At 71.0% G+C, this 25,145-nt stretch carries 23 protein-coding genes; 19 read left to right on the top strand and 4 right to left on the bottom strand.

Features of this window, described 5'->3' with window-relative positions; genetic code table 11:
• Positions 1–148: 148 nt before the first annotated feature.
• The 3 genes from FBZ33_RS09785 to FBZ33_RS32690 are packed head-to-tail and all read left to right on the top strand — an operon-like array spanning position 149 to position 1,870.
• Complete coding sequence (locus tag FBZ33_RS09785) at positions 149–1,147, top strand: RNA polymerase subunit sigma-70 (RefSeq protein ID WP_141908802.1); 999 nt, start codon at positions 149–151, stop codon at positions 1,145–1,147.
• A gap of 5 nt (positions 1,148–1,152) precedes the next feature.
• Positions 1,153–1,431 carry a hypothetical protein gene (locus FBZ33_RS32685; protein ID WP_185755260.1) on the top strand — a complete coding sequence of 93 codons (279 nt, stop codon included), beginning with the start codon at positions 1,153–1,155 and terminating at the stop codon, positions 1,429–1,431.
• Positions 1,415–1,870 (top strand): DUF6069 family protein, encoded by a 456-nt coding sequence (locus tag FBZ33_RS32690; RefSeq protein WP_185755261.1) that lies wholly within the window; start codon positions 1,415–1,417, stop codon positions 1,868–1,870. Before FBZ33_RS32685 ends, FBZ33_RS32690 begins: the two co-directional genes overlap by 17 nt.
• A gap of 9 nt (positions 1,871–1,879) precedes the next feature.
• On the opposite strand, the gene FBZ33_RS09795 is transcribed toward FBZ33_RS32690, so the two are convergent.
• Together FBZ33_RS09795 and FBZ33_RS09800 are read right to left on the bottom strand one after the other, a co-directional pair.
• Positions 1,880–2,875, bottom strand: a complete 996-nt coding sequence (locus tag FBZ33_RS09795) for a helix-turn-helix domain-containing protein (RefSeq protein WP_141908803.1) — start codon at positions 2,873–2,875, stop codon at positions 1,880–1,882.
• Positions 2,876–2,953: 78 nt separating this feature from the next.
• On the bottom strand, positions 2,954–3,850 hold the full coding sequence (locus tag FBZ33_RS09800) for a DUF4231 domain-containing protein (RefSeq protein WP_141908804.1): 897 nt from the start codon (positions 3,848–3,850) through the stop codon (positions 2,954–2,956).
• Positions 3,851–4,227: 377 nt separating this feature from the next.
• Between FBZ33_RS09800 and FBZ33_RS09805 the strand changes: the two genes are divergently transcribed.
• The 3 genes from FBZ33_RS09805 (at position 4,228) to FBZ33_RS09815 (ending at position 9,028) form a co-directional block, all read left to right on the top strand.
• A complete protein-coding gene (locus tag FBZ33_RS09805) occupies positions 4,228–5,640 on the top strand; it encodes an NAD(P)/FAD-dependent oxidoreductase (RefSeq protein WP_221629446.1) in 1,413 nt (470 codons plus the stop codon).
• A gap of 88 nt (positions 5,641–5,728) precedes the next feature.
• The gene (locus FBZ33_RS09810; protein ID WP_141908805.1) at positions 5,729–7,918 is read left to right on the top strand and encodes an FUSC family protein; all 2,190 of its coding nucleotides are present in this window, start codon (positions 5,729–5,731) and stop codon (positions 7,916–7,918) included.
• A gap of 72 nt (positions 7,919–7,990) precedes the next feature.
• Positions 7,991–9,028 carry an aminotransferase class V-fold PLP-dependent enzyme gene (locus FBZ33_RS09815; RefSeq protein WP_141908806.1) on the top strand — a complete coding sequence of 346 codons (1,038 nt, stop codon included), beginning with the start codon at positions 7,991–7,993 and terminating at the stop codon, positions 9,026–9,028.
• Positions 9,029–9,088: 60 nt separating this feature from the next.
• Here the strand turns inward: FBZ33_RS09815 and FBZ33_RS09820 are convergent, their stop codons facing one another.
• Positions 9,089–10,261, bottom strand: coding sequence for an acyl-CoA dehydrogenase family protein (locus tag FBZ33_RS09820; RefSeq protein ID WP_141908807.1), 1,173 nt, complete (start codon positions 10,259–10,261; stop codon positions 9,089–9,091).
• 97 nt (positions 10,262–10,358) lie between these two features.
• Between FBZ33_RS09820 and FBZ33_RS09825 the strand changes: the two genes are divergently transcribed.
• From FBZ33_RS09825 to FBZ33_RS09845, 5 genes are all read left to right on the top strand, one after another.
• Positions 10,359–11,015 carry a TetR/AcrR family transcriptional regulator gene (locus tag FBZ33_RS09825; RefSeq protein WP_088947394.1) on the top strand — a complete coding sequence of 219 codons (657 nt, stop codon included), beginning with the start codon at positions 10,359–10,361 and terminating at the stop codon, positions 11,013–11,015.
• Positions 11,016–11,119: 104 nt separating this feature from the next.
• Complete coding sequence (locus FBZ33_RS09830; RefSeq protein ID WP_141908808.1) at positions 11,120–12,574, top strand: aldehyde dehydrogenase family protein; 1,455 nt, start codon at positions 11,120–11,122, stop codon at positions 12,572–12,574.
• Positions 12,571–13,710, top strand: coding sequence for a zinc-binding dehydrogenase (locus FBZ33_RS09835; RefSeq protein WP_255508782.1), 1,140 nt, complete (start codon positions 12,571–12,573; stop codon positions 13,708–13,710). The genes FBZ33_RS09830 and FBZ33_RS09835 overlap by 4 nt, the downstream gene beginning before the upstream one ends.
• A 219-nt stretch (positions 13,711–13,929) precedes the next feature.
• A complete protein-coding gene (locus FBZ33_RS09840) occupies positions 13,930–14,295 on the top strand; it encodes a PadR family transcriptional regulator (RefSeq protein ID WP_099852197.1) in 366 nt (121 codons plus the stop codon).
• Positions 14,292–15,668, top strand: coding sequence for a permease prefix domain 1-containing protein (locus FBZ33_RS09845; RefSeq protein ID WP_141908809.1), 1,377 nt, complete (start codon positions 14,292–14,294; stop codon positions 15,666–15,668). The genes FBZ33_RS09840 and FBZ33_RS09845 overlap by 4 nt, the downstream gene beginning before the upstream one ends.
• A 60-nt stretch (positions 15,669–15,728) precedes the next feature.
• On the opposite strand, the gene FBZ33_RS09850 is transcribed toward FBZ33_RS09845, so the two are convergent.
• Positions 15,729–16,586 (bottom strand): SPFH domain-containing protein, encoded by an 858-nt coding sequence (locus tag FBZ33_RS09850; protein WP_088947400.1) that lies wholly within the window; start codon positions 16,584–16,586, stop codon positions 15,729–15,731.
• A gap of 224 nt (positions 16,587–16,810) precedes the next feature.
• Between FBZ33_RS09850 and FBZ33_RS09855 the strand changes: the two genes are divergently transcribed.
• From FBZ33_RS09855 to FBZ33_RS09890, 8 genes are all read left to right on the top strand, one after another.
• A complete protein-coding gene (locus FBZ33_RS09855; RefSeq protein WP_141908810.1) occupies positions 16,811–17,572 on the top strand; it encodes an ABC transporter ATP-binding protein in 762 nt (253 codons plus the stop codon).
• Positions 17,559–18,251: an ABC transporter ATP-binding protein gene (locus FBZ33_RS09860; RefSeq protein ID WP_141908811.1), complete on the top strand. Its 693-nt coding sequence runs from the start codon at positions 17,559–17,561 to the stop codon at positions 18,249–18,251. The genes FBZ33_RS09855 and FBZ33_RS09860 overlap by 14 nt, the downstream gene beginning before the upstream one ends.
• A gap of 51 nt (positions 18,252–18,302) precedes the next feature.
• The gene (locus FBZ33_RS09865) at positions 18,303–19,553 is read left to right on the top strand and encodes an ABC transporter substrate-binding protein (RefSeq protein ID WP_185755262.1); all 1,251 of its coding nucleotides are present in this window, start codon (positions 18,303–18,305) and stop codon (positions 19,551–19,553) included.
• Between the two features lie 10 nt (positions 19,554–19,563).
• On the top strand, positions 19,564–20,445 hold the full coding sequence (locus FBZ33_RS09870) for a branched-chain amino acid ABC transporter permease (RefSeq protein WP_099852206.1): 882 nt from the start codon (positions 19,564–19,566) through the stop codon (positions 20,443–20,445).
• Complete coding sequence (locus tag FBZ33_RS09875; RefSeq protein ID WP_141908812.1) at positions 20,442–21,461, top strand: branched-chain amino acid ABC transporter permease; 1,020 nt, start codon at positions 20,442–20,444, stop codon at positions 21,459–21,461. The genes FBZ33_RS09870 and FBZ33_RS09875 overlap by 4 nt, the downstream gene beginning before the upstream one ends.
• Positions 21,462–21,670: 209 nt before the next feature.
• The gene (locus FBZ33_RS09880) at positions 21,671–22,981 is read left to right on the top strand and encodes a glycosyltransferase 87 family protein (RefSeq protein ID WP_141908813.1); all 1,311 of its coding nucleotides are present in this window, start codon (positions 21,671–21,673) and stop codon (positions 22,979–22,981) included.
• Positions 22,982–23,036: 55 nt separating this feature from the next.
• Positions 23,037–24,200 carry an acyltransferase gene (locus FBZ33_RS09885; protein WP_255508783.1) on the top strand — a complete coding sequence of 388 codons (1,164 nt, stop codon included), beginning with the start codon at positions 23,037–23,039 and terminating at the stop codon, positions 24,198–24,200.
• Positions 24,201–24,413: 213 nt separating this feature from the next.
• Positions 24,414–25,085 carry a transcriptional regulator gene (locus FBZ33_RS09890; RefSeq protein ID WP_231927315.1) on the top strand — a complete coding sequence of 224 codons (672 nt, stop codon included), beginning with the start codon at positions 24,414–24,416 and terminating at the stop codon, positions 25,083–25,085.
• The last annotated feature ends 60 nt before the right edge of the window (positions 25,086–25,145 follow it).

Below are 25,145 nucleotides of genomic sequence, written 5' to 3' on the forward strand. Positions count from 1 at the left end.
CAGGGTGCGCGGGCATGCGCCAGTGCCCCCTGCCGGGGGTGAACCGTGCCTGCCTGGATCACCGCGTTCGGACCCCCGGGGTGATGAGTTCCGGCGTCCGCGCCCGTCATACCTACGACAGGACATGACGAGGCGGAAGGATGACGCGATGAGTGCGGACACGCGGCTGAAGGAGCTGGGCGTGAGCAATCTGGGTGAGGTCGACGAGCCGGCGTTCTCGGGGCTGGCGCAGCGGCACCGGCGGGAGCTGCACGTGCACTGCTACCGGATCCTCGGGTCGTTCGAGGACGCCGAGGATGCCGTGCAGGAGACGTTCCTGCGTGCCTGGCGGCGGCGGGAGACCTTCGAGGGGCGGTCGACGTTCCGGGCCTGGTTGTACCGGATCGCCACCAACGCCTGCCTGGACCTGCTCGCCAAGCGTCGCCCGGAGCCGGCGACCGGCGGCGAGGTGCTGTGGTTGCAGCCCTACCCGGATCGGCTGCTCGACGAACTGCCCGCTGGCGACGCGGACGAGCCGGAGGCCGTCGCCGTCGCGCGGGAGACGATCGAGCTGGCGTACCTGGTCGCGGTCCAGCACCTCGCGCCGCGTCCGCGGGCGGTGCTGATCCTGCGGGACGTGCTCGGTTGGCCGGCGAAGGAGGTCGCTGATCTCCTCGGGGACTCCGTCAACTCGGTGAACAGCGCGTTGCAGCGGGCTCGCGCCGGCATGCGGGAGCACCTGCCCGCCGAGCGGCAGGACTGGACCGGCGGCGAGAAGGACGCCGGGACACGTGAGCTTGTGCGCCGCTTCACCGACGCCAGCGTGGCCACCGACATCGACGTGCTCGCTACCATGCTGCGGGACGACGTCCGCTACTCGATGCCGCCCACGCCCGGCCTGCACCTCGGCCGCGACGCGGTGGTGAACGACTGGGTCCAGGACGGATTCGTCGGCATGAAGGGCCTGCGTGGGATCCCCACGTCCGTGAACCGGCAGCCGGCGGTCGCCTTCTACCTGTGGCGGCAGCAGGAGGGCGCGTACCTCCCGCTGACGCTCGACGTCCTGCGCGTCACCGGCGGAGCGATCACCGAGATCACCGTTTTCCACGACGACCAGTTCCCGCGGCTCGGGCTGCCGGAGCGACTGCCGGCGGACGGCACGGAGTAGTCCCGATGTGGACGCTCACGCTGCGCGGGGGCGAGCGTGTCGTCGTGGACCCGGCGCAGTGGCGCGACGCGTTCGGCGTCGTCACCCACGGGCGGGTGCAGCTGGAGCTGCGCGACGGCGAACCCGGGCCGGTCCTCGGCCGCGACGCCGGGTTCTGGCTGCGCGGCACCGGCGTCCGCGCCCTGCGCAACCCCAGCCGTCGTACGGCGAGGGTGCGCATCGTCGCGCCCAGACACCCCGTATCCCAGTTACCGATGGAGGATCGACATGAGCAGCACGAATGACACCGGAGTCGTCGCAGGCCCGGCACCGGCCCGGACCACCCACACCCACCGGTTCCGCGGGCTCGTCGGCACCGGCCTCGTCGCCGCGCTCGCAGCGGTGGTGGCCACCACCCTCGCCGCCGCGCTCGCCCAGGGCGCCGGCGTCGACTTCGAGATCCCCGATGGTGGCGAGGCGATCCCGTTGTCCGGCTTCGCCGTGGTGACCGGCTTCTTCTCGGTCGTGGGCATCGTCATCGCCGCCGCTTTTCGCCGGTGGAGCGCTCAGCCCGCCAGCCGATTCGTGTGGACGGCGGTGTCGCTGACCGCGATCTCGCTGGTTCCGGCCCTCATCTCCGGGGCGAACACCGCCACCATCGCCGCTCTCCTCGGGCTGCACCTGGTGCCCGCGGCGGTGATGATCCCCACCCTGGCGCGCAGCCTGCGCACCCGAACCGACTGACTGGTCTCGTCAACGATGCCGACGAGGTGCCGAGGGATCGCTGCGGAAAGCTCGGGGAGACATGCCGAAGGCAGCCGTGAAAAGCCTGCTGAAGTGGGCCTGGGAGGGAAAGCCCCAGCGGGCGGAGATGCTGAGAATGGGCCGCCCGCGTTGCAGGGGGTCGCGCAGGTCGCGCGCGCACCGGTCCAGGCGCCTCGTCCGGATGATCTCGGCGACGGTCTGGTCCTCGGCCTCGAACGCTCGATGCAGGCTGCGGAGCGAGACGTGGTGCGCGGCCGCGACAGTGCCGGGGGAGAGGTCCGGGTCGCCGAGGTGCTCGTCGATGAACGCCTTGACGCGCACGCGCAGGCTGTGTCCGCGTACCTCGGTCGGTAGAGCCTCCGTGAGGTCCAGGCGCTGGGCCAGCATCGCGGAGATCAGGTCCCGGGCGACAGTGCCCAGGAGCGGAACGTCGCTCTCCTGGTACTGCTCGGGGTGGGTCAACACCTGGCGTACGAAGTGGTTGAGCAGCACGCCCATCCCCTCGGCAGCGGAGATGGTCGTGCCGAGGAGCTGCGCGACCTTGTTGGGATGCAGCGGTATGAAATCGTGCGGAACGAGGATCGTCAGGGTGGTCAACAGATCCTCGTGCTGCGACCGCCCCTGATGGGACGACTGATGCGGTCGCGACGTGTCGACGACGGCGAAGTGCCCCGGCGCGAAGCGGTTCGTCCGCCGCTCCTGTTCCACCCCGCCGTACCCGGACAGCGGCAGCGCGAACTCGTACATCTCCGGGTCGCCGCGGCGGATGAACGTGCTGGTCCGCTGCATGTCCAGGGATGGGTACTGCCAGGACGACAGGACGATCTCGCCCAGGCTGATGACGTCGGCGCGGGCGCGGAAGTTTGCCGCGTGGGCACTGTGGATCCGCATCGGGACCGACTCGCGTGCCACCAGGTCGTGCCAGTACCCGAATCGTTCACTCTCGGGCACCGAGATCGTGTCCGCCGAGCCTACGGTGAGCACTGGCTGCCTCGTTTCCTGTCGATGTGTTGACGTGGCGACGGCAGCGCTGCCGATCGGGTGGCCCGGCCTTCGGTCCGGTCAGCGCCGGCGTGCTCGCCACATCGTGTGTTCCCTGGAAATCGCCGTCTCCGTGTCGTTCACGAACTGCGACAGGTCGGCTTCCGACCTGATCCGGGTGGCGAGCGACCCCATGGCGGCAAGCTCCTGACTCGCCAGGGCGTAGGCCGTCGCCACCGCACCGTGTTGCCGGGTCTGCGTCCATGCCGCGCCGGCCGCGACCGCCGCGGCGGCCACGCCGAGCAGGTCGACGTCGGTCAGGCCGGCAGCCCTCGACACGGCCAGGGTCACCCCCACGATCTCCAGGACGAGCATGCTGACCGACCAGCGCGTCGCCCGGGCGCGGTTCGACAACGACCGCTCGGCGTACCAGGCCCGCTGGCTCTCCAGGCGGCCGGTCAGGTACGCGGCACGGCGGTCCTCAAGGGAGGATGAGCGGAGAGCCCGCATCCCCTCGGTGATCTGTTGCCCGGTCATCGCGGGCGCCGCCAGCCCGGCCGCCGACATGTCCCTGGTGAGGCCCAGCAGCCGGCCGGTGAATTCCTCGGTGCTGTCCGAGTCGCTGCGCGACCGGGGAAATGGTTCTGCCGCTGTCGCGAATCGCCAGGTGAGCGACTTGACGGATTCGGAGAGGGCCCTGCCGACGTACCACCGCTCGTTGGGACGATTGGTGAGCAGGAAGACCTCGACGATCGAGGTGGCGGCGAAGGCGCCCGCCGCCAATGCCGGGCCCAGGGCGAAGTCGTCGAGTTTCCAGGTGGCGACGCCCGCGACGGCGGCCAGCAGGAGCAGGGACAACCGCAGTGCGATCAGGGTCGTGAACACTCGTTGGCCGCGTTGCGACTCGTGGGACACGGCGCGCTGAAACGGGGGAAGGTCCTCGGCATTCAGCATGGCGTTGGCCTCTCGACAGATCATTCACTGTAGATGGTGCCGCCCACACTGGTTGTCCGAAGATCGACGCGTGTCGCCGTCCGTCGCGGCGCTTTCGGCTCTACGGCGTGGTCGTGGCGCAGGCCACGCCGATGCCGAGGTCGACGCAGTGGTCCTGGCCGTTCGAGGTCACGATGACGGGTAAGCAGCCCGCCCGCGCGACCCAGGTGCCGCCGCCAGACACACAAGGCCCCACCGTGCGATCGGCCCGGGCACCGGGTGGACCGGAACGCGTGGGGTCCGGATGGTCGTCGTGCTCGCACTCATCCGACATTCATAGCTGGTTGCCGCACTGACGGTAGGCCCGGAGATGGTTACGGTCGTGGATGTTGTGGTTCCCCGACCGTTCGAGGAGTGATCGCATGGCCCCCTCTGCGTCCCGGTTGTTCTCGGAGATAACGACGTCCGAACGACCAGCCGAGACCACAGTGGTCATCCGACGGGCGGTGGTGCTCGGCGGCAGCATGGCCGGGCTGATGGCGGCCCGGGTGTTGAGCGACCACGCCGAAGAGGTGCTGATCATCGAACGGGACCCGTCCGACGTCGATGCCGGGCCTCGGCCGGGTGTGCCCCAGGGCAGCCAGGTGCACGCCCTGCTGCCCGCCGGTCAGGTCCAGTTGGAACGCTGGTTTCCCGGCATCGTCGACGAGGCGCTGGCGCTCGGTGCCCCGCCGCCGCCGAGCGACCCGGGCACGGCGAAGATCTTCGTGAACGGCGAACTGGGGCTGCCGCCGGCAGCGACCGGCACCGGGCCGGCGCTGATCACCACGCGTCCGTTCCTGGAGGCGCTGGTCCGACGGCGGACGCTCGCCGTCGACAACATCCGCATGGTGTACGGCCGGGCCGGGGGTCTGCTCTTCGACGAGCGGCGGGTCACCGGCGCGCGATACGTGCCCGAGGGCGGCGGCGAGGCCGTCGTCGAACCGGCGGACCTGGTGGTCGACGCGATGGGTAGGTCCAGCCGGCTCAGCGACTGGCTGGCCGAGCACGGGTGGCCCCGCCCGCCGATGCAGCGCATGCCGATCAAGCTGAACTACGCGACGGCGCTCTTCACGCGAGACGAGAAGGTCAGCGACGCCTGGGTCGCGGTCTTCCACACCATGGCCGGCAAGGGACGTACCGCGCGGATCGGTGGCATCAACTCGGTCGAGGGAGAACGGTGGATCATGCTGGTGGCCGGCTACGACGACGACCGGCCCAGCCGCGACGTCGCCGACTTCACGGCGCGGTGTCGGGAGCACTACCCGCAGATGTTCGGCGACATCGCCGAGCGCGGGGAGATGCTGGGCGGGGTGGTCACGTACCACCAGGCGGACAGCCGACGCCGCGACTTCCACAAGCTCGACCGCCTGCCCGCCGGGTTGGTCGCGGCCGGCGACGCCGTCGCGTCCTTCAACCCGGTGTACGGCCAGGGCATGACCTCTGCGACCCTGCACGCCTCCTGCCTGTCGGCGTACCTGCGGTCCGGCCCGACGCCCCACGACGAGCCCGCGCGGGCGTACTTCGACCAGGTTCGGGTGGTCGTCGACGCCGCCTGGCAGATCTCCACCACCGCCGACATCGAGCTGCCGCACGTCGACGGGCCGTACCCGCCCGGGTACAAGGTCACCAAGTGGTTCGGGGATCTGCTCTTCCGGACGTCGCTGACCGATCCGGTGCTCAACGCCCGGCTGGGTCGGGTCACCACCATGCTCGACCACCCGGCGACCCTGAGCCGCCCCGGCACTCTGCTGCGGGCCCTGCGGCTCGGCCTGTTCCGGGGTTCTCGGCGCTGATTTCGTCGCGAAACCCGCCGGTGCCGGGACGCCCCGGAGCAGAATGGTGGACCGGGGAGGGGTGCCGCGACGAGCCGGGGGAGCAGGCGTGCTGGCAACCAGCCTCCTCGGCCGGCTCCGCAGCCGTGACCCGGGGGACGCCATCCTGCGGCGCGCGGCGCGACTGACGATCGTCGCGTCCGTCGTCTTCTACGGCTGCCGGTACGGCGCGGGCAGTCCGATGCTCGCCACGTACGGCCTGTTCGGCACGATCGCGGCCGGGTCGTTCGCGCAACTGCCCGGTCCCGCGCCGCAACGGGCGCGGATCCTCGTCCTGTCGCTGCCGGGGGTCTGGGCGCTGATCGTCGCGGGATCGCTGTTGGCGTGGAGCACGTGGGCGGCCGCCGGCGGGATGCTGGTCATCGGGTTCGTCGTGGCGTTCGCCGGGGTTGGCAACCCGCGCCTGGTGGGGTTGGCGAGCGCGTTCCAGCTCTTCTACATCCTGGCGTCCTTCCCGCCGTACCAGCCGGGCACCCTGCCGCAGCGACTCGGCGGGGTCACGTTCGCGATCGTGCTGCTCGCCGCCGCCGAGGTTGTTCTCTGGCCCGATCCGGTGCCGGTCTCCTACCGGCAGCGTCTCACCCAGGCGGCGGACGGCGTCGCGGCGCTCCTGGACGCCACCGCCGACGGGTTGACCCACCCGCACGCCGGTCCGGGTGATCGGGACGCGCGGCGCGAGCGGGCGTACGACGTGGTGGCCGCCATCGAGTTGGGCCGCAACCCACCGGAGTGGGCCCCCACCGCGGCGGGCGTCCAGGACCGGGCGCTGCGGATCTGCGCGGCCGCCCTGCGGGAGGTGCTCGTCGAGGCGGACCGGCTGGTGACGGACGCCCCGCCGGAGCCGGCCGGGGACCTGGCGGCGGCAGGTCTGCTGCGCTCGTGCGCGGACACCACCCGCGCCGCGGGTCGCAGCCTCTCTCCAGGTGCCCCGGCAGTGCTCATCGACGGCTTGGACACTGCGGTCGGGCGAGCCGAGACGGCGTACCCCGTGGGGGAGGGCGACGGCCGCGACACGTCGGACGTACCCCGGTTGTGCCGGGACGCGACAGCGCTGGCCCTCGCCGACCAGGTGCGGGTCTTCGCCGTCGGCGCCCGGGTGGCCACCGGGGCGCCGCTGCACGGCGAGGACGCGACCTCGGGGCTCTTCGAGTACGCGCGACATAGCCCGTGGACGCTGTACTGGTGGCAGTTCCGCTCCCACCTGGCACCCCGCTCGGCCCACCTGCACAGCTCGATCCGGCTGGCGGTGGCGCTCGCCCTCGCCCGGGTCGCCGCCGGGGTGTTGCACCTGACCCACGGCTTCTGGGTGCTGCTGGCCACCCTCACGGTCCTGCGTACCTCGGCCTCGGACACCCGCACCGCGCTGCGGCCGGCCGTGCTGGGCACGATCGCCGGTGCCGCCGTCAGCGGCGGGCTGATGGTCGTCGTCGACCAGCCCGTCGTGTACGCCGTCGTCCTGCCGGTCACCCTGATGCTGGCCTTCGGCGTCGGTCGCCTACTCGGTCCGGTGTGGCAGCAGGCGCTGTTCACCCTGCTGCTGACGGTCGTCTTCGCCCAGCTCAGCCCGGAGGGGTGGCGGCTCGCCGAGGTCCGTCTCGTCGACGTGCTGCTCGGCGCGGTGATCGGTGTTCTCGTCGGCGTGGCGATGTGGCCACGTGGCGCGGCCCACGACCTGCGGCACAACGCCACCCGCTACCTGGCCGCCAACGCGGACGCGGTCGAGCAGACCGTCGAGGCGATGCTCGGTGACGCTCCGTCTCCGGACCGCGCCCTCGACCGGGTGCGACGTCGGATGATCCTGATCGACTCGTCGTACTGCCAGTACCACTTCGAGCGGCACGACCCGCACCGTCAGCAGGTGAACTGGTCCGCGATCCTGAGCGCCGGGCACCACGTGGTGCCCGGCGCCGAGTCGCTGCTGCGGCGCAACCCGCCCGGCTGCCTTGCCGGCTGGCCGGCGGCTGCGGTGCTGCTGCGGGACTCCGCCGGGCACCTGCGATCGGCGTACGCGGCCCTCGCCGACGAGGTCGCGCACGACCGGCCGGCTGGTCCCACGCCCCTCCCGACCGGCTGTGCCGCCGAACTGGACCGGATCCGTCCAGCCCTCGGCAAGGCTGACCCCCGGTCCGTCCGGCACCTGGTGGAGGTCGACCGGTGGCTCGCCGGTCTCGCCGACACCCTCGCCCGGATCCACCCGCCGGCTCAGGGCGACTCGGCTGGCCGCCGTGGGCAGCCGTGACCCGGTCCGCCCAGGCCGCCGGTTGCCGATTGGCCGTGCCCGTTCGGGGCCGTGCCGCCTAGCGTCGAGCACATGGAGATCGAGCAGGCACAGAAGCTGTGGCAGCCGGAACCCGGCTGGCTGAACACCGCCTCCTACGGGTTGCCGCCCGAGCCGGCGTGGACGGCGTTGCAGGACGCTCTCGCCGCGTGGCGGGTCGGCAGCACGTCGTGGGAGGGGTGGGGCGAGTCGGTGCAGCGCTCCCGTACCGCGGTCGCGGGTCTGATCAACGTGCCGGACAGCGACGTGGCGGTCGGTGCCGCCGTGTCCCAGATCCTCGCGCCGGTCGCGGCGGCGCTGCCGGCCGGTGCCACGGTGGTCGTGCCGGACGTCGAGTTCACCTCCAACCTGTTCCCCTGGCTGGTCCAGGAGGGCCGGGGCGTCACGGTCCGCACGGTGCCGGTGGACGGGCTGGCCGACGCGATCGACGCCGACACCGACCTGGTCGCGTTCAGTCTGGTCCAGTCGGCCGACGGTGCTGTCGCCGCGTACAACGAAATTGTCGCGGCGGCCCGCGCGCACGACGCGTTGGTGGTGGTGGACGCAACCCAGGCGTGCGGCTGGCTGCCGTTCGACGGGAGCCGGGCCGACGTGGTGGCGGTGGGCGGCTACAAGTGGCTGATGAATCCGCGCGGCACCGCGTACGCCTATCTGGCCCCGGCGCTACGCGAGCGGCTGCGCCCGGACGCGGCCGGCTGGTACGCGGGCCGCGACCCGCACGCCTCCTACTACGGCCCGCCGCTGCGGCTGGCCGACGACGCCCGCCGGTTCGACATCTCGCCGGCCTGGTTCAGCTGGGTTGGTGCGGCGCCCGCCCTGGAGCTGGTCGCCGAGATCGGTGTGCCGGCGATTCGGGAGCACAACGTGGCGCTGGCCAACCGGTTCCTGACCGGGCTGGGCCGGCCGCCGGGGGACAGCGCCATCGTCAGCGTCGACGTGCCCGACGCGGAGCAGCGCCTCGATGCGGCCGGCATCCGGGCGGCGGTGCGCGCCGGGCGGGTCCGTGCCTCGTTCCACCTCTACTCCACAGAGGCCGACGTGGACGCCGCGCTGACCGCGCTCGTCGGGTGAGGCCGGCCGCGCCCGCGGCGGGGCACGGCCGGCCGGTGGCCTGAGACCACTCACGCGGGCTCAGGCCAGGTGGCCACCGATCTTCGTGTAGCCGCGCAGCAGGTCCCGGGAGATGATCAGTCGCTGCATCTCGTCGGTGCCCTCGAAGATCCGGTAGAGCCGGACCTGCCGGTACCAGCGTTCGATGGGCAGCTCACGGGTGTAGCCCATGCCGCCGTGGATCTGGAGCACCCGGTCGACGACCCGGTTGACCATGCCGGCGCCGTAGAGCTTGCCCATCGACGACGCGTGCCGGGGGTCCAGGCCCTGGTCGACCGTCCACGCCGAGCGCAGCACCAGCCAGCGGGCCGCCTCCAGCTCGGTCTCCGAGTCGGCGATCATCCACTGGATGGCCTGGTTGGTGCCGATCTTCGTGCCGAAGGTCTCCCGGGTGTTGGCGTAGTCGATGGCCATCTGGAGGACCCGTTCGGCGATGCCGATGGCGTGCGACGGGATGGTGTAACGGCCCTTGCCGATCCACTCCATGCCCAGCGTGAAGCCCTGCCCGATCTCGCCGAGGATGTTGCGGTGCGGCACGCGTACGCCGTCGAAGATGAGCGACGCGGGCCCGCCCTCGCCCATGGTCTGGATGAACTCCGAGCGCCAGCCCATCGAACGGTCCACCAGGAACGCGGTGGCCCCGCCGTTGCGGGCGCCCTTCTCCCGGTCGGTCACCGCGACCACGATGGCGAAGTCGGCGTCGTGGCCCCCGGTGATGAAGGTCTTCTCGCCGTCCAGGATCCAGTCGTCGCCGTCGCGGCGGGCGGAGAGCCGGATGTTCGCGGCGTCGGAGCCGGCACCCGGCTCGGTGATCGCGAAGCAGGAGCGCCGTTCACCCTCGATGGTCGGGACGAGGAACTCCTGCTTCTGCTCCTCGGTGGCGTGGAACAGGATGTTGTCCGCCTCGCCGCCGAAGCGGAACGGCACGAAGGTGTGGCCCAGCTCCGTCCAGATCAACGACTGGAGCACCGCCGGCAGGTTCATCCCGCCGTACTCTTCGGGGGTGGCCAGGCCCCAGAAGCCGAACTTGCGCGCCTTGAGTTGCAGCTCACGCACCTCGGAGTGGTCCAGGCCCGGCTGGTGCGCCCTCTCCCGGCGGAGCACCTCCGCCTCCAGGGGCATCACCTCGCGGCGGATGAACGATCGGACGGTGTCCCGCACCGCCCGCTCCTCGTCGGTCAGCGAAAAGTCCACGTGGTCCTCCTGGCGTCGGCGCAGCCGGTCACCCTTAAACTAGCGGTGCAAGTTTTGCCGCGTCCAGACCTGACGGCCGAGACCCGCGAGGAGCGCAGTGCCCCGACCCCGCCAGCCCCGGCTGACCCGGCAGCTGATCGTCGAGACAGCCACCGCGCTCATCGACGCCGAGGGCCTGCCAGCCTTCTCCACCCGGCGGCTCGCCGCCGAGCTGGGCGTACGCGGGCCGTCGCTCTACAACCACTTCGCCACCAAGGACGAGATCCTCGACGCGGTCGCCGACACGGTCACCGGCGCCGTCGACACCAGCGGCTTCGCCAGCCGGGACTGGGCCGCCGCGCTGCTCGACTGGGCCTGGTCGTACCGGCGGGCGCTCACCGCGCACCCGAACATCGTGCCGTACCTGGCGCAGGGGCCGGGCCGTCGACCTGCCGCGCTGGCCATGGCCGACGCGGTCTACGGCGGGCTGGTCCGCGCCGGTTGGCCGCCCGCGCGGGCCACCCACATCGGCGCGGCCCTGCGCTACTTCGTGGCCGGGTCGGCGCTCGGCTCGTTCGCCCGTGGTTTCGTCGAGGACCCGGAGCTGTACGCCGCGCACTACCCGCACCTGCGCCAGGCGCACCGGCTCGCCGAGCACCAGCAGAGCGTGGACGAGGGCGCCTTCGCGCTGGGCCTCGACGCCCTGCTGTACGGCCTGGCCGCCGAGTACGCCCGCACCGTCGGCACTGTGGAGTCCGGGCGGCCCAACGGGTAGCGTCCAAACTCCCAGCGCTAGTTTCATCGCCCGCCGCGACGTCGTCGCCACCCCCATCGCGACCCCGTCGCCATCGCCCATCGACCACCCCCCGAAGGGACGACATGGACCTCGCCGCCCCGCCGTCGCAGCTGTCCGACGCCCTGCGCCTCCGGCGCCACCTGCACCTGGGCGGCGAATGGTCGTCGCCCGCCGGCACCGACCTGATCGACGTGGAGAACCCGAGCACCGGCGAGCTGATCGGGCAGGTGCCGGCCGGCACCCCGGCCGACGTGGACCGCGCCGTGGCCGCGGCCCGCGCCGCCTTCCCCGGCTGGTCGGCCACCGCTCCCGCCGAGCGCTCCGCCCACCTCGACCGGCTGCACACCGCGCTCGCCGCACGCGCCGACGACCTCGCCCGCACCATCGCCGTCGAGCTGGGCTCGCCGCTCAAGCTCGCCACCCGGGTGCAGGTCGGACTGCCGCTGACCGTGCTGCGCGACCACGTCGCGCTCGCCGCCCGCGCACCGGTCGACGAGACGATCGGCAACTCCCTCGTCGTCCGCGAGCCGATCGGCGTGGTCGGTGCGATCACCCCGTGGAACTACCCGCTGCACCAGGTGATGGCGAAGCTGGCGCCCGCGCTGGCCGCCGGTTGCACTGTGGTGCTCAAGCCCAGCGAGATGACCCCGTTGACCGCGTACCTGCTCTTCGACGCGGTCACCGAGGCCGGCCTGCCGCCGGGGGTGCTCAACCTGGTGACCGGCACCGGGCCGGTGGTCGGCGAGGCCCTGGCCGGGCATCCCGACGTCGATCTCGTTTCGTTCACCGGCTCCACCGCCACCGGTGCTCGGATCATGCGGCTGGCAGCCGACCGGATCGCCCGCGTCGCGCTGGAGCTGGGCGGCAAGTCCGCCAACGTGATCCTCCCCGACGCCGACCTGGCCACCGCGGTCAAGGTGGGCGTCGGCAACGCCCTGCTCAACTCCGGGCAGACCTGCACCGCGTGGACCCGGATGCTCGTGCACCGCGACCGGTACGACGAAGCACTCGACCTGGTCGCCAAGGCGGTTGCCGGCTACCGGTTGGGCGACCCGTTCGATCCGGCCACCCGCCTCGGCCCGCTGGTCTCCGCCGCCCAGGCCGAGCGGGTCCGCGGTCACATCGACCGGGCCCTGGCCGATGGCGCCCGACTGGTCGCCGGTGGTCCCGACGCCCCGGTGCCGTCTGCGGGGCACTTCGTGGCCCCTACCGTCTTCGCCGACGTGCACCCGGACAGCGCGCTCGCCCAGGAGGAGGTCTTCGGCCCGGTGCTCGCCGTCCTCCCGTTCGCCGACACCGACGAGGCGGTCGCCATCGCCAACAACTCGAAGTACGGGCTGGCCGGCGCGGTGTGGTCCGCCGACACCGACGCGGCGCTCGCGGTGGCCCGCCGGCTGCGCACCGGGGCGGTCGACATCAACGGCGCCTCGTTCAACCCGCTCGCCCCGTTCGGCGGCTACAAGCAGTCGGGCCTGGGTCGGGAGCTGGGCGTGCACGGGCTCGCCGAGTTCTGCGAGCTGAAGGCGATCCAGCGATGAGCGCCCCCGAGTCGTCCCCGGCCGCGTCGGGCGGCGGCGAGCCGGCGGGCGCGCCGGTCACCGTCCGCGCCCTGGTCGCGCGTGGGGCCGGCGCCGAGCTGCGAATCGAGCAGGTACGCCTGCCCGCGCCCGGCCCCGGCGAGGTGCGGGTGACGATCCGGGCCGCCGGTGTCTGCCACTCCGATCTGTCCATGGTGAACGGCACCCTCGCCGCGAGGTTCCCGCTGGTGCTCGGGCACGAGGCGACCGGGGTGGTGGCCGAGACCGGGCCCGGCAGCCGGCTGGCGGTCGGCACCCCGGTGGTGCTCAACTGGGCGCCGGCCTGCCGGGCCTGCTGGTGGTGCCGACACGGCGAGCCCTGGTTGTGCGCCGCCACCACCGCGCCCACCGTGGCGCGTGGCGAGACCGACGACGGCACCCCGCTGCACCTCACCCTCGGCCTCGGCGCGCTCGCCGAGGCGGTGGTGGTGCCGGACAACGCCGTCATCGAGGTCCCCGCCGGGCTGCCCCCGGAGCAGGCCGCCCTGCTGGGCTGCGCGGTGCTCACCGGCACCGGCGCGGTGCGCAACACCGCCCGCGTCGCACCCGGTGAGTCGGTCGCGGTGATCGGCCTCGGCGGGGTCGGCCTCGCCGTGCTCGCCGCCGCCCGCCGGGCCGGCGCCACCACGATCCTCGCCGTGGACGTCGCCGAGGCCAAGCGCGACCTGGCGCTCGCCGCTGGGGCGACCGACTTCCTGCTCTCCGACGACCGGCTGTCCAAGGAGGTGCGGGCGCGCACCGAGGGCCGCGGCGCCGACCACGCCTTCGAGTGCGTCGGTCGCGCCGCCACCATCCGGGCGGCCTGGCGACTCACCCGGCGCGGGGGAGCGGTGACCGTGGTCGGCATGGGCGCCAAGGACGACATGGTCAGCCTCGGCGCGCTGGACATCTTCCACTCCGCGCGGACCCTGCGCTCCTCGGTGTACGGCTCATCCGACCCGAACCGGGAGGTGCCCGTGCTGGCAGCCGAGCTCGCCGACGGTGCACTGGATCTGGGTGTGCTGGTCAGCGGCACGCTCCCGCTGGACGACGCGCCCTCGGCGTTCGACCGGCTGGCCCGGGGCGAGGGCGCTCGCTGGGTGGTGACGCTGGACTAGCCGAGGCTGCTCGGCGCCGGTGCCCGTCGAACTCGGCGTGACCCAGCCTCATTCATCCGCCACACCTGGCGATCTTGGACAGCTGCCGTTCAGCGGCAGGACCGTTCCGGGCGGCCTCGTCGCCGACACCAGGTGATTGGCCCGTTGCACCCTCCGATACCTAGCACTACTATGCATAATGGTTCTAGGCTTGGGTTTGGGGGAGCGTGGTGAGGTCTGGTGAAGGTCGCTAAGGATCTGGTGGCCGCCTCGGCGACGCCGATGGTGCTCGGCATTCTGGCCGAGGGTGAGAGCTACGGCTACGCCATCCTCCGGCGGATCAACGAGCTGTCCGGCGGCGAGCTGGACTGGACCGAAGGGCTGCTGTACCCGTTGCTGCACCGGCTTGAGCGCCTCGCCTATGTGGAGGCGAGCTGGCAGTCGGCCGTCGGCGAGCGGAAACGCAAGTACTACCGCATCACCGACAAGGGCCTGGCCGAGCTGGCCGAGCAGCGCCGGCAGTGGGACACCGTCGTGGGCGCGCTCAAGGAGATCTGGCATGACCGTGCACCGCTGACGGTGAAACCGCTGGAGGGCCTCGCATGACGGCACACGACGGGCCGGAGCAGGTGGAAGCGCAGTTCGCGCAGTGGCGCCAGTACGTGCTGCGCCGCAGGGAGTTGCAACCGTCCGACGCCGACGAGCTCGAAGACCACCTTCGCGGCTCCGTCGACGAGTTGGTCGCGGCGGGCCTGAGCCCGGATGAGGCGTTCCTGGTCGCGGTGAAGCGGATGGGCAGCCTCGACGACATCTCCCGCGAGTTCGCCCGGGAGCATTCGGAGCGCCTGTGGAAGCAGTTGGTGCTGACCGACGACTCTGGCAGTCCGGTTACCGGCGCGCGCTCCCGGCGGGACCTGTGGGTCATGTTCGGCTGCGCGGCGGGTGCGGTGGTGTCCGTCAAGGCGCCAGCGCTGTTCGGGCTGACCTTCGACGACGACGGTTCGTTCTACGCGCGGAACGCCACCCTGTTCGCGCTGCCCTGGCTGGCGGCGTTCCTGGCCTGGCGCCGGCAGGCCCGACCGGTGATGATCGCGGTGCTGGTGGCGCTGTTCGCCCTCGGCGCGGTGGCGGCAAACGCCTATCCCCTGGCGGACGACTCGCAGTCCGTGGTCGTCAGCAGCGTCCATCTCCCCATTGCCCTGTGGCTCGTGGTCGGTCTGGCCTACGTCGCCGACGACTGGCGCTCGTCTCGTCGACGCATGGACTTCATCCGCTTCACCGGGGAGTGGTTCATCTACTTCGTACTGATGGCCCTCGGCGGTGGCGTGCTCGCCGCATTCCTGTTCAACACCTTCGCGGCCATCGGAATCGTCCCGGAGGCGTTCATCTCGCAGTGGCTGCTGCCCTGCGGCGCCGCGGCCGCGGTCGTCGTGGCCGGGTGGTTGGTCGAGGCCAAGCAGAGTGTCGTCGAGAACATCGCGCCGGTCCTCACCCGGCTGTTCACCCCGCTCTTCACGGCCGCCCTGCTCGCCTTCCTCGTCGCTGTCGTCTGGACCAGCCACGGCATCGAGGTCGAGCGCGAAGCTCTGATCCTGTTCGACCTGCTGCTCGTCGTGGTGCTGGGGCTGCTGCTCTACTCGCTCTCGGCCCGCGATCCGCTGGCCCCGCCCGGCCCGTTCGACAAGCTCCAGCTCGCGCTCGTGGTCAGTGCGTTGGCCATCGACGTGCTGGTGCTGTGGGAGATCACCGGACGCATCACCGACGAGTACGGCGGAACGCCCAACCGGGCGGCCGCGCTCGGCGAGAACGTCATCCTGCTGGTCAACCTCGCGTGGTCGGCGTGGCTCCTGCTGGCCTTCATCCGGCGGCGCACACCGTTCGCGGCGCTCGAACGGTGGCAGACCGGCTATCTGCCGGTGTACGCCGCGTGGGCGTGGATCGTGGTCCTCGTCTTCCCACCGTTGTTCAGCTACGCCTAGTCGGCGCCACCGACGCGACGCGGAAGCCGGCCCACCCGCCACTGTGGGCCGGCTTCTCCGTCACTTACCGGTGACGATGCCCGGGTTGATGCAGAGCCCCGGGTTGGCGCCGTTCTTCTCGGCGATCTCCAGGCAGCGGGTCACCTTGTCGACCTTCGCGTTGGTCTCGGTGATCTGCTTGGAGATCTCGGCGTTCTTGCGGTCCTGCTCCAGGTTGCGGGTCTGCGCCAGCTTGTCCTGGAACGCCTTGATGTTGCCCTCGGTCTTGTCGTCGTGGTTCACCCGGGTGATGGTCACCGAGAGGATGTCCACGTCGGCGGCGAGCCGGGTTTCCGCGCTGGTCTTGATGTTCGCGGCGAACGGCTTGAGGTCGACGTTGAGGTCACCGGTCTGGGCGTCGATCTTCTCCAGCGGGTTGTACGCGGCGAACGCGTCGTTGACAGCGCTGTCGAGCTGCACACCCACCCGCTGGCCCCGGAAGCTGACGAAGTCGCCCTTGTAGTCCATGAACTGCTTCGGCGCGTTCTCCGGCTTGACCTGCCACTCGATGAGCACCTCGACACAGGCGTCGGCGAGCGTGCCGGTGCGCACCCGTACGCAGTTGTTGCCGCCGATGTGGTCGTACTTCTGCCGGCCGGCGTCCCACTCGCCGACCTTCTGCCACGGCGCCACCCACTTGAGGCCGGAACCGGTCACCTCGCCGGTGGGCTTGCCGAAGCTGGTGACGATGCCGACCGAGCGGATGGGCACCGAGTGGGCGCTGGAGGCGATGCCGACCACCAGGGTGAGGGCGAGAAAGCCGAGCGCCGCGAGGGCGGCCATCCGCTTCAGCGACCGTGCGGGGGCGACGAGGGCGACGACGGCGGTGACCGCCAGGGCGACGGCGAAGACGATCGCCATGGTGAAGCCGACGGGCATGGGGTGAGGGCCTTCCGGTGGGCTGTGTGGATCATCAACCTAGGGGGTCATGTCAAATCGGCGGCACGGGGAGGTGGAGTTCGCGCACGTCAATTGCGGGGCGAATATGGATCCCATCGACATGGCTCGACTCCCACGGCCGGCCGTAGGTTTCGTCCACGCGACGGGCCTGTGACCACGGTCACCGAACCGACCGTCGCGGCGACGGTGCGGAGGATGAGGCGATGGCCGGGCAAGCGCTCCTGTCGGCCCGTGGGCTGACCCGCGACTTCCGGGGCTTCCGGGCGGTCGACGACGTCGACCTCGACGTCGCGCCGGAGAGTGTGCACGCGCTGGTCGGCCCGAACGGCGCGGGCAAGACCACCCTGTTCAACCTGCTCACCGGCTTTCTGCGCCCCAGCGCCGGGCGGATCGAGCTGGACGGCCGGGACGTCACCGGCCTGCCCCCGGAGCAGGTGGCCCGGCTCGGTGTCGCCCGCTCGTTCCAGATCACCAGCCTCTTTCCGCAGCTCTCCGCCCGGGAACACGTCGCGCTGGCCCTCCAGTCGCCCAGCGGGCTGGGCTGGCGGTTCTGGCGGTCGGCGAAGCTGATGGGTCGCTACACGGCGCGGGCGGACGAGCTGCTGGCCATGGTGGGGCTGGACGACCTGGCGCAGGCACCGTCCGAGTCGTTGGCGTACGGGCGCAAGCGGGCCCTGGAACTGGCCATCGCCCTGGCGTTGGACCCGAAGGTGCTGCTGCTCGACGAGCCGACCGCCGGGATGGGCATGGAGGACGTCGACCGCACCGTCGAGCTGATCAGCACTGTCCGCCGGGGCCGGACCGTGGTGATGGTCGAGCACAACATGAGCGTGGTCGGCCGACTCGCCGACACCGTCACCGTCCTGCAGGCCGGCAAGGTCCTCGTCGAGGGCCCGTACGAGCAGGTCCGGGCCGACGAGCGCGTGATCACCGCCTACCTGGGAGCCGCTGATGCTGCGCATTGAGAACCTCTCCGCCTTCTACGGCGAGGCGCAGGTGCTCCGCGACGTCAGCCTCGACGTCGCCGCCGGCGAGGTGGTCACCCTGGTCGGGCGCAACGGCGCCGGCAAGTCCACCCTGCTGCGCTGCGTCATGGGGCTGCACCCCGGTCAGCGCGGCACTGTCGAGCTGGACGGCCGCGACATCTCCCGGCTGCCGGCGCACAAACGGGCCCGCCTGGGGCTGGGCTGGGTGCCGGACGATCGGGGCAGCTACGCCACCCTGACCGTCACCGAGAACCTCACCCTGCCGCCCACTGTGGGCCCCGACCCGTGGCCGCTGGAGCGGGTGTACGAGGCGTTTCCCGCCCTCCACACCCGGCGGGACTCCGCGGCCACCATGCTCTCCGGCGGCGAGCAGCAGATGCTCGCGCTGGCCCGGGTGCTGCGGATGGGTGCCCGGCTGCTGCTCTGCGACGAGCCCACCGAAGGGCTGTCGCCCCTGCTGGTGCAGCAGGTCGGTGAGCTGCTGCGCGAGGCCAAGCGGCACGGGGTGACCGTGCTGCTGGTCGAACAGAACCTGCACTTCGCCACGGGTGTCGCCGACCGGCACTACCTGCTGGCCGAGGGGCGTGTCGCCGAGGCGATGGACAACTCCGAGGTGCGCTCGCGCGAACGCGAACTGCTCGCGTACCTCGGCATCTGAATTCTCTCAACGACGACCCGCGCGACGACGCGCCGGATGGATGGAGTGGGCATGCGCAGGACGGTGGGTGTGGCCGTGGCGTCAGTCGCGGTGGTGCTGGTCGCCGGTTGCGGCGGCGGTGGCCCCCAGTCGGGTGGCGACCAGAAACTGACCGGCGACAAGATCGTGCTGGGCGTGCTCAACGACCAGTCCGGGGCGTACTCGGAGCTGTCCGGGAAGAACTCGGTGGCGGCGGTCGAGCTGGCCATCGCCGACTTCACCGCGAAGTACGGCGACAAGGCGGTGACCAGAAACATCACAGTGGAGACCGCCGACCACCAGAACAAGCCGGACGTGGCCAACTCCAAGGCCCAGGAGATTTACGACCGCAGGGGCGTCGACCTGATCCTGGACGTGCCCACCTCGTCCGCGGCGCTGAAGGTCGCCGACGTGGCGAAGGAGAAGAAGAAGCTCTACTTCAACATCGGCGCGGCGACCACCGACCTGACCGGCAAGAGCTGCAACAAGTACACGTTCCACTACGCGTACGACACGTACATGCTGGCCAACGGCACCGGAAAGACCACCACCGAGCAGATCGGCAAGAACTGGTACATCCTGTATCCGAACTACGCCTTCGGTCAGGACATGGAGAAGAGCTTCTCCACCGCGATCACGGCGGCCGGCGGCACGGTGGTCGGCAAGGACGGGGCGCCGTTCCCGAACACCAGCGGTGACTTCTCCACCTTCCTGCTCAAGGCGCCGAACCTGAACCCGAAGCCGAACGTGCTGGGCACCATGCAGGCCGGTGCCGAGCTGGTCAACGTGGTGAAGCAGTACAACGAGTTCAAGCTGCGCGACAAGGGCGTCGGCCTCGCGGTGGGGCTGATGTTCCTCACCGACATCCACTCGCTCACCCCGGCCGCGCTGGCCGGCACCACGTACACCGACGCCTGGTACTGGAACTTCGACGCGAAGAACCGGGAGTTCGCCGACCGCTTCCAGCAGAAGGCCGGCACCCGGCCGACGTTCGCGCACGCGGCCAACTACTCGGCGGCGTTGCAGTATCTGGAGGCGGTGCAGGCCGCCGGCACCGACGACGCGGACGCCGTGGTCAAGGGGCTGGAGGGCAAGACGGTCGAGGACGTCTTCCTGCGCAACGGCAAGATCCGCGCCGAGGACCACCGGGTGGTGCACGACGCGTACCTGGCCCAGGTGAAGCCTCAGGCCGAGGTCACCGAGCCGTGGGACTACGTGAAGGTGCTCAAGACGATCCCCGCCGCGGAGGCGTTCCGCGCGCCCTCCGCGGACTGCAAGCTGTGAGCGGCTCGCTGTGAGCGGCTTCGCGCAGAACACGTTCAACGGGTTGGTGAGCGGGGCGTTCTACGCCCTGCTCGCCCTCGGGCTCGCCGTCATCTTCGGCATGCTGCGGGTGGTCAACTTCGCGCACGGCGCGTTCTACATGCTCGGCGCGTTCGGGGCGTACGTGCTGCTCACCGAGGCGGGAGTGCCGTTCTGGGCGGCCCTGGTGATCATGCCGGTGGGGCTGGGACTGCTCGGCATGGCGCTGGAACGCGCCGTGATCCAGCGGCTGACCAGGCTCGACCCGCTCTACAACTTCCTGCTCACCTTCGGCCTGACGCTGATCCTCCAGGATCTGGTGAAGCTGCGCTACGGCGTGCAGTCCAGCCCGTACGAGACCCCGTCGCTGTTGAGCGGGTCGGTCAACTTCGGGCTCTTCGACTTCCCGACGTACCGGGTGTTCATCCTCGGCTTCGCGGTGCTGCTCTGCGTCGCCGTGTGGTGGGTGCTCACCCGTACCCGGATCGGGATGGTGGTCCGGGCGTCCACCGAGCGGCCCGACCTGACCCGCGCCTTCGGCATCGACGTCGGGCGGTGGGTGACACCGGTCTTCGGCTTCGGGATCGGGCTGGCTGGTCTCGCCGGCGTGCTGGCCGCACCGATGCGCGCGGTGAACCCGCTGATGGGGGCCGACCTGATCATCGTGGTGTTCGCGGTGGTCGTGATCGGCGGGCTGGGCTCGATCTTCGGTTCGGTCGCCGCCGGCTTCGGCATCGGCCTCGTGCAGGCGTGGGGTGAGGCGTACCTGTCGGCCTTCCCGATCGTCTCGCAGACCATCGTCTTCGTCGTGATGGCCGGCGTGCTGCTCTGGCGCCCGGCCGGCTTGTTCGGTCGTGAGGAGGCTCCCGCATGACCAGCACCGTGGACACTGCCGCCGCCGACGCGTCCCGCTCGACGCCGCCGTCCGGGTTGGTCGCCGTGGCCCGGGCTCCCGGCTGGGTGCGGTACGCGCTGCTCGCCGTCGGGCTGGCCGTCGCGGCGTGGTTGCCCAACGGCCTCTACCCGGCGGTCGCGGTGGACATCCTCTGCTGGGCGCTGTTCGCCGTCGCGGTGGACCTGCTGCTCGGCTTCACCGGGCTGATGTCCTTCGGTCACGCCGCGTTCTGGGGCACCTCGGCGTACGTCACCGGCCTGATGGCCATCCACGCGGGCCTGCCGTTCCCGCTCGCGGTGCTGGCCGGCGCGCTCGCCGCGGCCGTTCTGGCGGTGCCGATCGGATACCTCGCGGTCAAGCGGACCGGCATCTACTTCGCGATGGTGACCCTGGCGTTCGCGCAGATGGTCTACTACGTGGCCAACGAGTGGCGCTCGGTCACGCAGGGTGAGAACGGCCTCCAGGGGGTGCCCCGTTCGTTCTTCGGCCTGGATCTGACCGACGACTACTTCTTCTACTACGCGATCCTGCCGATCGTGCTGCTCGGGCTGGCCGCCGCCTGGCGGATCGTGCACTCGCCGTTCGGTCGGGTGCTGGTCGGCATCCGGGACAACCCGGCCCGGGCGCGGGCACTGGGCTACCCGGTGCACCGCTACAAGCTCACCGCGTTCGTGCTCTCCGGGTTCATCGCCGGCCTCGGCGGCGGGCTGTTCGCTGTCGGCCACCGGTTCGTCTCGCTGGACGTGCTGCACTGGACCACCTCCGGCAAGGCGGTCATCGTGGTGGTGCTCGGTGGGATCGGCACCCTCTGGGGTGGGGTGCTCGGCGCCGGGATCGTGGTGCGGCTGGAGGACTGGCTGTCGTTCTCCGGGTTCGAGGCGATCGGCCTGGTCACCGGCGGCATCTTCGTCCTGGTCGTGGTGCTGTTCCGGCGCGGCATCTGGGGGACCGTGGCCGACCTGGCCCGGCGCTGGGCCGTCACCCGCCGCAGATAACTCTGGCGTGCGTCGGTGGCCTGGGCGACGAGCCCGGGTCACCGGCTCGGCCTCGTCGCCGCCAGGCCGGTTACGCGCTATTACCAGGGAGTTTGCCAGCCCCTCGGCCATCGATGCGACCGATCGTAACGTTCCGGCTACGGTAGCCGCCGAAGGCGCGGGGGGTCGTCACCCACAGGGGCGGCGACCCGACTACGATCCAGCCCACTATGACCATAGAGCGCATCCGCCGGCTCGCCACCGGCGTACCGGCCGATCATGCCCCGCAACCGCGGACCCCCCTGCCGAACTGGCTCCTCGTCCCGGGCCTGGCCCTGCTGGCCATCTCGCTCGCGGCGTACGGCGCGTTCGTGCGCGACCGGCCGTTCCGTGGGACGGACTTCAACATGTACCTCGGGGCCGCCCACGCGTTCATCGATGGGCAGCCCGTCTACCAGCTCGGGTACACCGGGCTGGCCCTTCCGTACACCTATCCGCCGATCACCCTGCCGTTCCTGACGCCGCTGACGCTGCTCGATCCGCGGACCGCGCTCACCGTCTTCAACATCGTGGGTATCGCGGCAATGCTCCTCGCTCTGTGGTTCACCACCAAGATGCTCGGCTACGAGGGCACCCCGGGCCGGCTCGGTCTCGTCGCCGCCGTCGGCGCGGTGCTGCTCTGGACCGAGCCGCTGCAGCGCAACCTCGACCTCGGCCAGATCAACATCTTCGTGATGCTGCTGGTCGTGGCGGACCTCGCCCTGCCCGGCCGGAGCCGGTTCAAGGGCGTCGGCATCGGCGTCGCGACCGCGACCAAGCTGCTGCCCGGACTCTTCGTGGTCTACCTGCTGCTCACCCGGCGAATCCGGGCCGCCATCGTCGCGACCGGCACCTTCGTCGGGCTCACGTTGCTGGGCGCGATCATCCAGCCGGGCGGCTCGTACGACTACTGGCTGACCGGGCGGGCGTTCGACTCGCACCGGGTGCTGATGTCCTCCGGCCCGCGTTACGGGGGCAACCAGTCCCTGCAGGGGTTCACCGCCCGACTGCTCGGGACCGACCAGCAGAACACCATCTGGTGGATGCTCTCCGTCGCCGTCGTGCTGGTCGGTGGCCTCGCCCTGGCCACCGCGCTCCAGCGGCACGGCGAGGAAGCGATGGGCATGCTCGTCGTCGGCTTCACCATGCTGCTCATCTCGCCCGTCAGTTGGTCGCACTACTGGATCTGGATCGGCCCGATGGCGGTGGTGTTGATCGACGTAGCGCGTCGCTCACGCGGCGCGGCACGTCTGATCGCCGGCGTCGTCGCGGTAGCCGCGATCGCACCGTTTCTCATGTGGCCGGGCCCCTACTATGGCGGACTTACCCCGCGCGGCCTGATCTGGCAGGCTAACCGGTTTGAGGGGCTGGCCCAGCGGTTCGCGGTTGATCCCTATGTGTCGACGACGCTGGTGCTCTTCGCGCTCGCCGCGTTGTGGCTGTACTGGCGGTCCCGTGCGGAACGGACGGTCCTGCCGGCCGTCGGCACCGCAAACCCGTGATCAATTCCCTACGGCGACAGCGGCTCGGAACCGCCGCGAACACCAGGAGACGTCGATGACGCAGGCGATGGACGAGCACGCGGTCGCAGCGCAGACCACCGAGCCGATGCAGGCCGGCCAACGCGCGGACCTGCCCCGGCAGGACGGCGTGGAGGCGCCGGCCGTCGAGCGGGCAGCGGGCGGGCGGCGGCCGCGCCTGCTGGTCCTCGACGGACTGCGCCTTGGCGCTGCGCTCATGGTCGTCGCGTACCACCTCGTCGGTGACAAGATCGGTGTTTGGCAGCCCTCCGCCGCGTCCCATTTCGGGCTGCTGCACTCCGTCTCCCAGTACGGCTTCCTCGGCGTGCAACTCTTCTTCATCATCAGCGGCTTCGTCATCTGCATGAGCGCCTGGGGACGCTCCGTCGGTGACTTCTTCGTCTCCCGCGTCGTCCGGCTCTACCCCGCCTACTGGTTCGCCGTCCTGGTGACCGCGGCCGTGCTCGTGGCCGTGCCGAGGGGTGTCGACCTCAAGCTCCGCGAAGTGGTGGGCAACCTGACGATGATGCAGGAGTTCCTCGGCATCCGGCACCTCGACCTGTCGTACTGGACGCTCACCGTCGAGATGATCTTCTACCTCCTTTTCGCCATCCTCGTGGCGCGCGGCCTGACCTACCGCGGTGTGGTCGCCTTCTGCGCCATCTGGACCGTCGCCTCGCTGGTCGTGCCCAAGTTCGGCAGCCCGTGGTTCAGCGCCGTCGTGGCGGCCGGCTACTCCAGCTACTTCATCGCGGGCATCGCCCTCTATCTCATCTACCGCTTCGGCCCGAACCTGCTGCTGTGGTCGATCATCGGCCTCTCCTGGCTGATCGCGATCACCCGGCTGCCCAGCCTGGCCCAGGCCCGCGACGTCGCCTTCGCGCCGACGGCCGTCATCGTGACGGCCTTCGTCGTGGTGATGGCGGCGGTCGCTCTCAACTTCTTCTCCTGGGTGAAGTGGGGCTGGGTCGCGACGGCCGGTGCCATGACCTACCCGCTGTACCTCATTCACCAGACGGTCGGGCTCGCCGTCATCGACCGGCTCCAGGACCACCTGTCGCCGTGGTTGCTGATCACTACGCTGATCGCCGGCCTGCTCATCGCCGCCTGGCTGATCCACCGGTTCGTCGAACGGCCCGCCGCTCGCTGGATGAAGCGGCAGCTCAACGACTCGATGCGCCAACTGCGGACCACTCGCTGACATCGGGGCCCGCTCTTTGAGCTGCTTCAGACCCTTCTGGAACGCCTTGACGTTGGCGGTCTGTTCGTCGTCAACCTGGGTGGCCTGGGGCAGCGTCGCCGCGCTGGCCCATCGGCTGGCGGCCCGTCGCCGGTAAATCTCACGACGGCGCATCCGCCGCGCGCCGTTTCAGCGAACCCCCGGGTAGGGAACGTCTACCCGGGGGTGCGTCTGGTGCTGATCGAGCCGATGCCGGCCGAGGCCGTGGAGATCGCGCACAAGCAGGTGTCGCTGGCTGCCGAGGACCTGGACGGCAACGCCGTCGCGACGCTGGTGCTGGAGTTGGCCGAGGCCTGGGGCGTGCCGGCGCTCTGGGAGCAGGTCTGTCGTCCGTTGCTGGCCGGGCTGTCGGGGCGTACCGCCGCCGAGGTGGTCGTCGAGCACGCCCTCAGCGAGGGTGTCCGGGTCGGGCTGGACGTCTACCGCCGGGAGCCGGGCCGGTCGCTGCCGACCGGTGGCGTGCTGCTGGCCGGTGCCGAGAAGGAGGCGCACAGTCTCGGCCTCCAGGCGCTGGCCGCCGCGCTGCGCGAGCAGGGCCGCGGGTGTCTGAATCTCGGCCCGGCGCTGCCCTGGTCGGCGCTGACCAGCGCGGTGTACCGGGCACGGCCGCACACCGTCGTGCTCTGGTCGCAGACGCCGGTCACCGGCCGCGCGTACCGTCTGGTGCGCTTCGCCCGAGAATTCGCACGCCTGCGGGTGTACGGCGCGGGGCCGGGTTGGATCGAGCCGCTCACCGCGCCGGTGGCGCATCTCGACTCGCTGCCGAGGGCCGTCACCGCCTGCCTCGCGGGCGTTCCCGGACGTGACGCCCACCACATACGATACGGATCGGTGCCGTATCGTTAATGCGCGTCGTAGGCTGACCCGCGTTACGAGTCTGACCCGTATCGTATTGCGTCGCGGGGA

The organism is Micromonospora sp. A202 (genome assembly GCF_006715105.1).
Classification (GTDB): Bacteria; Actinomycetota; Actinomycetes; order Mycobacteriales; family Micromonosporaceae; genus Micromonospora; species Micromonospora zamorensis.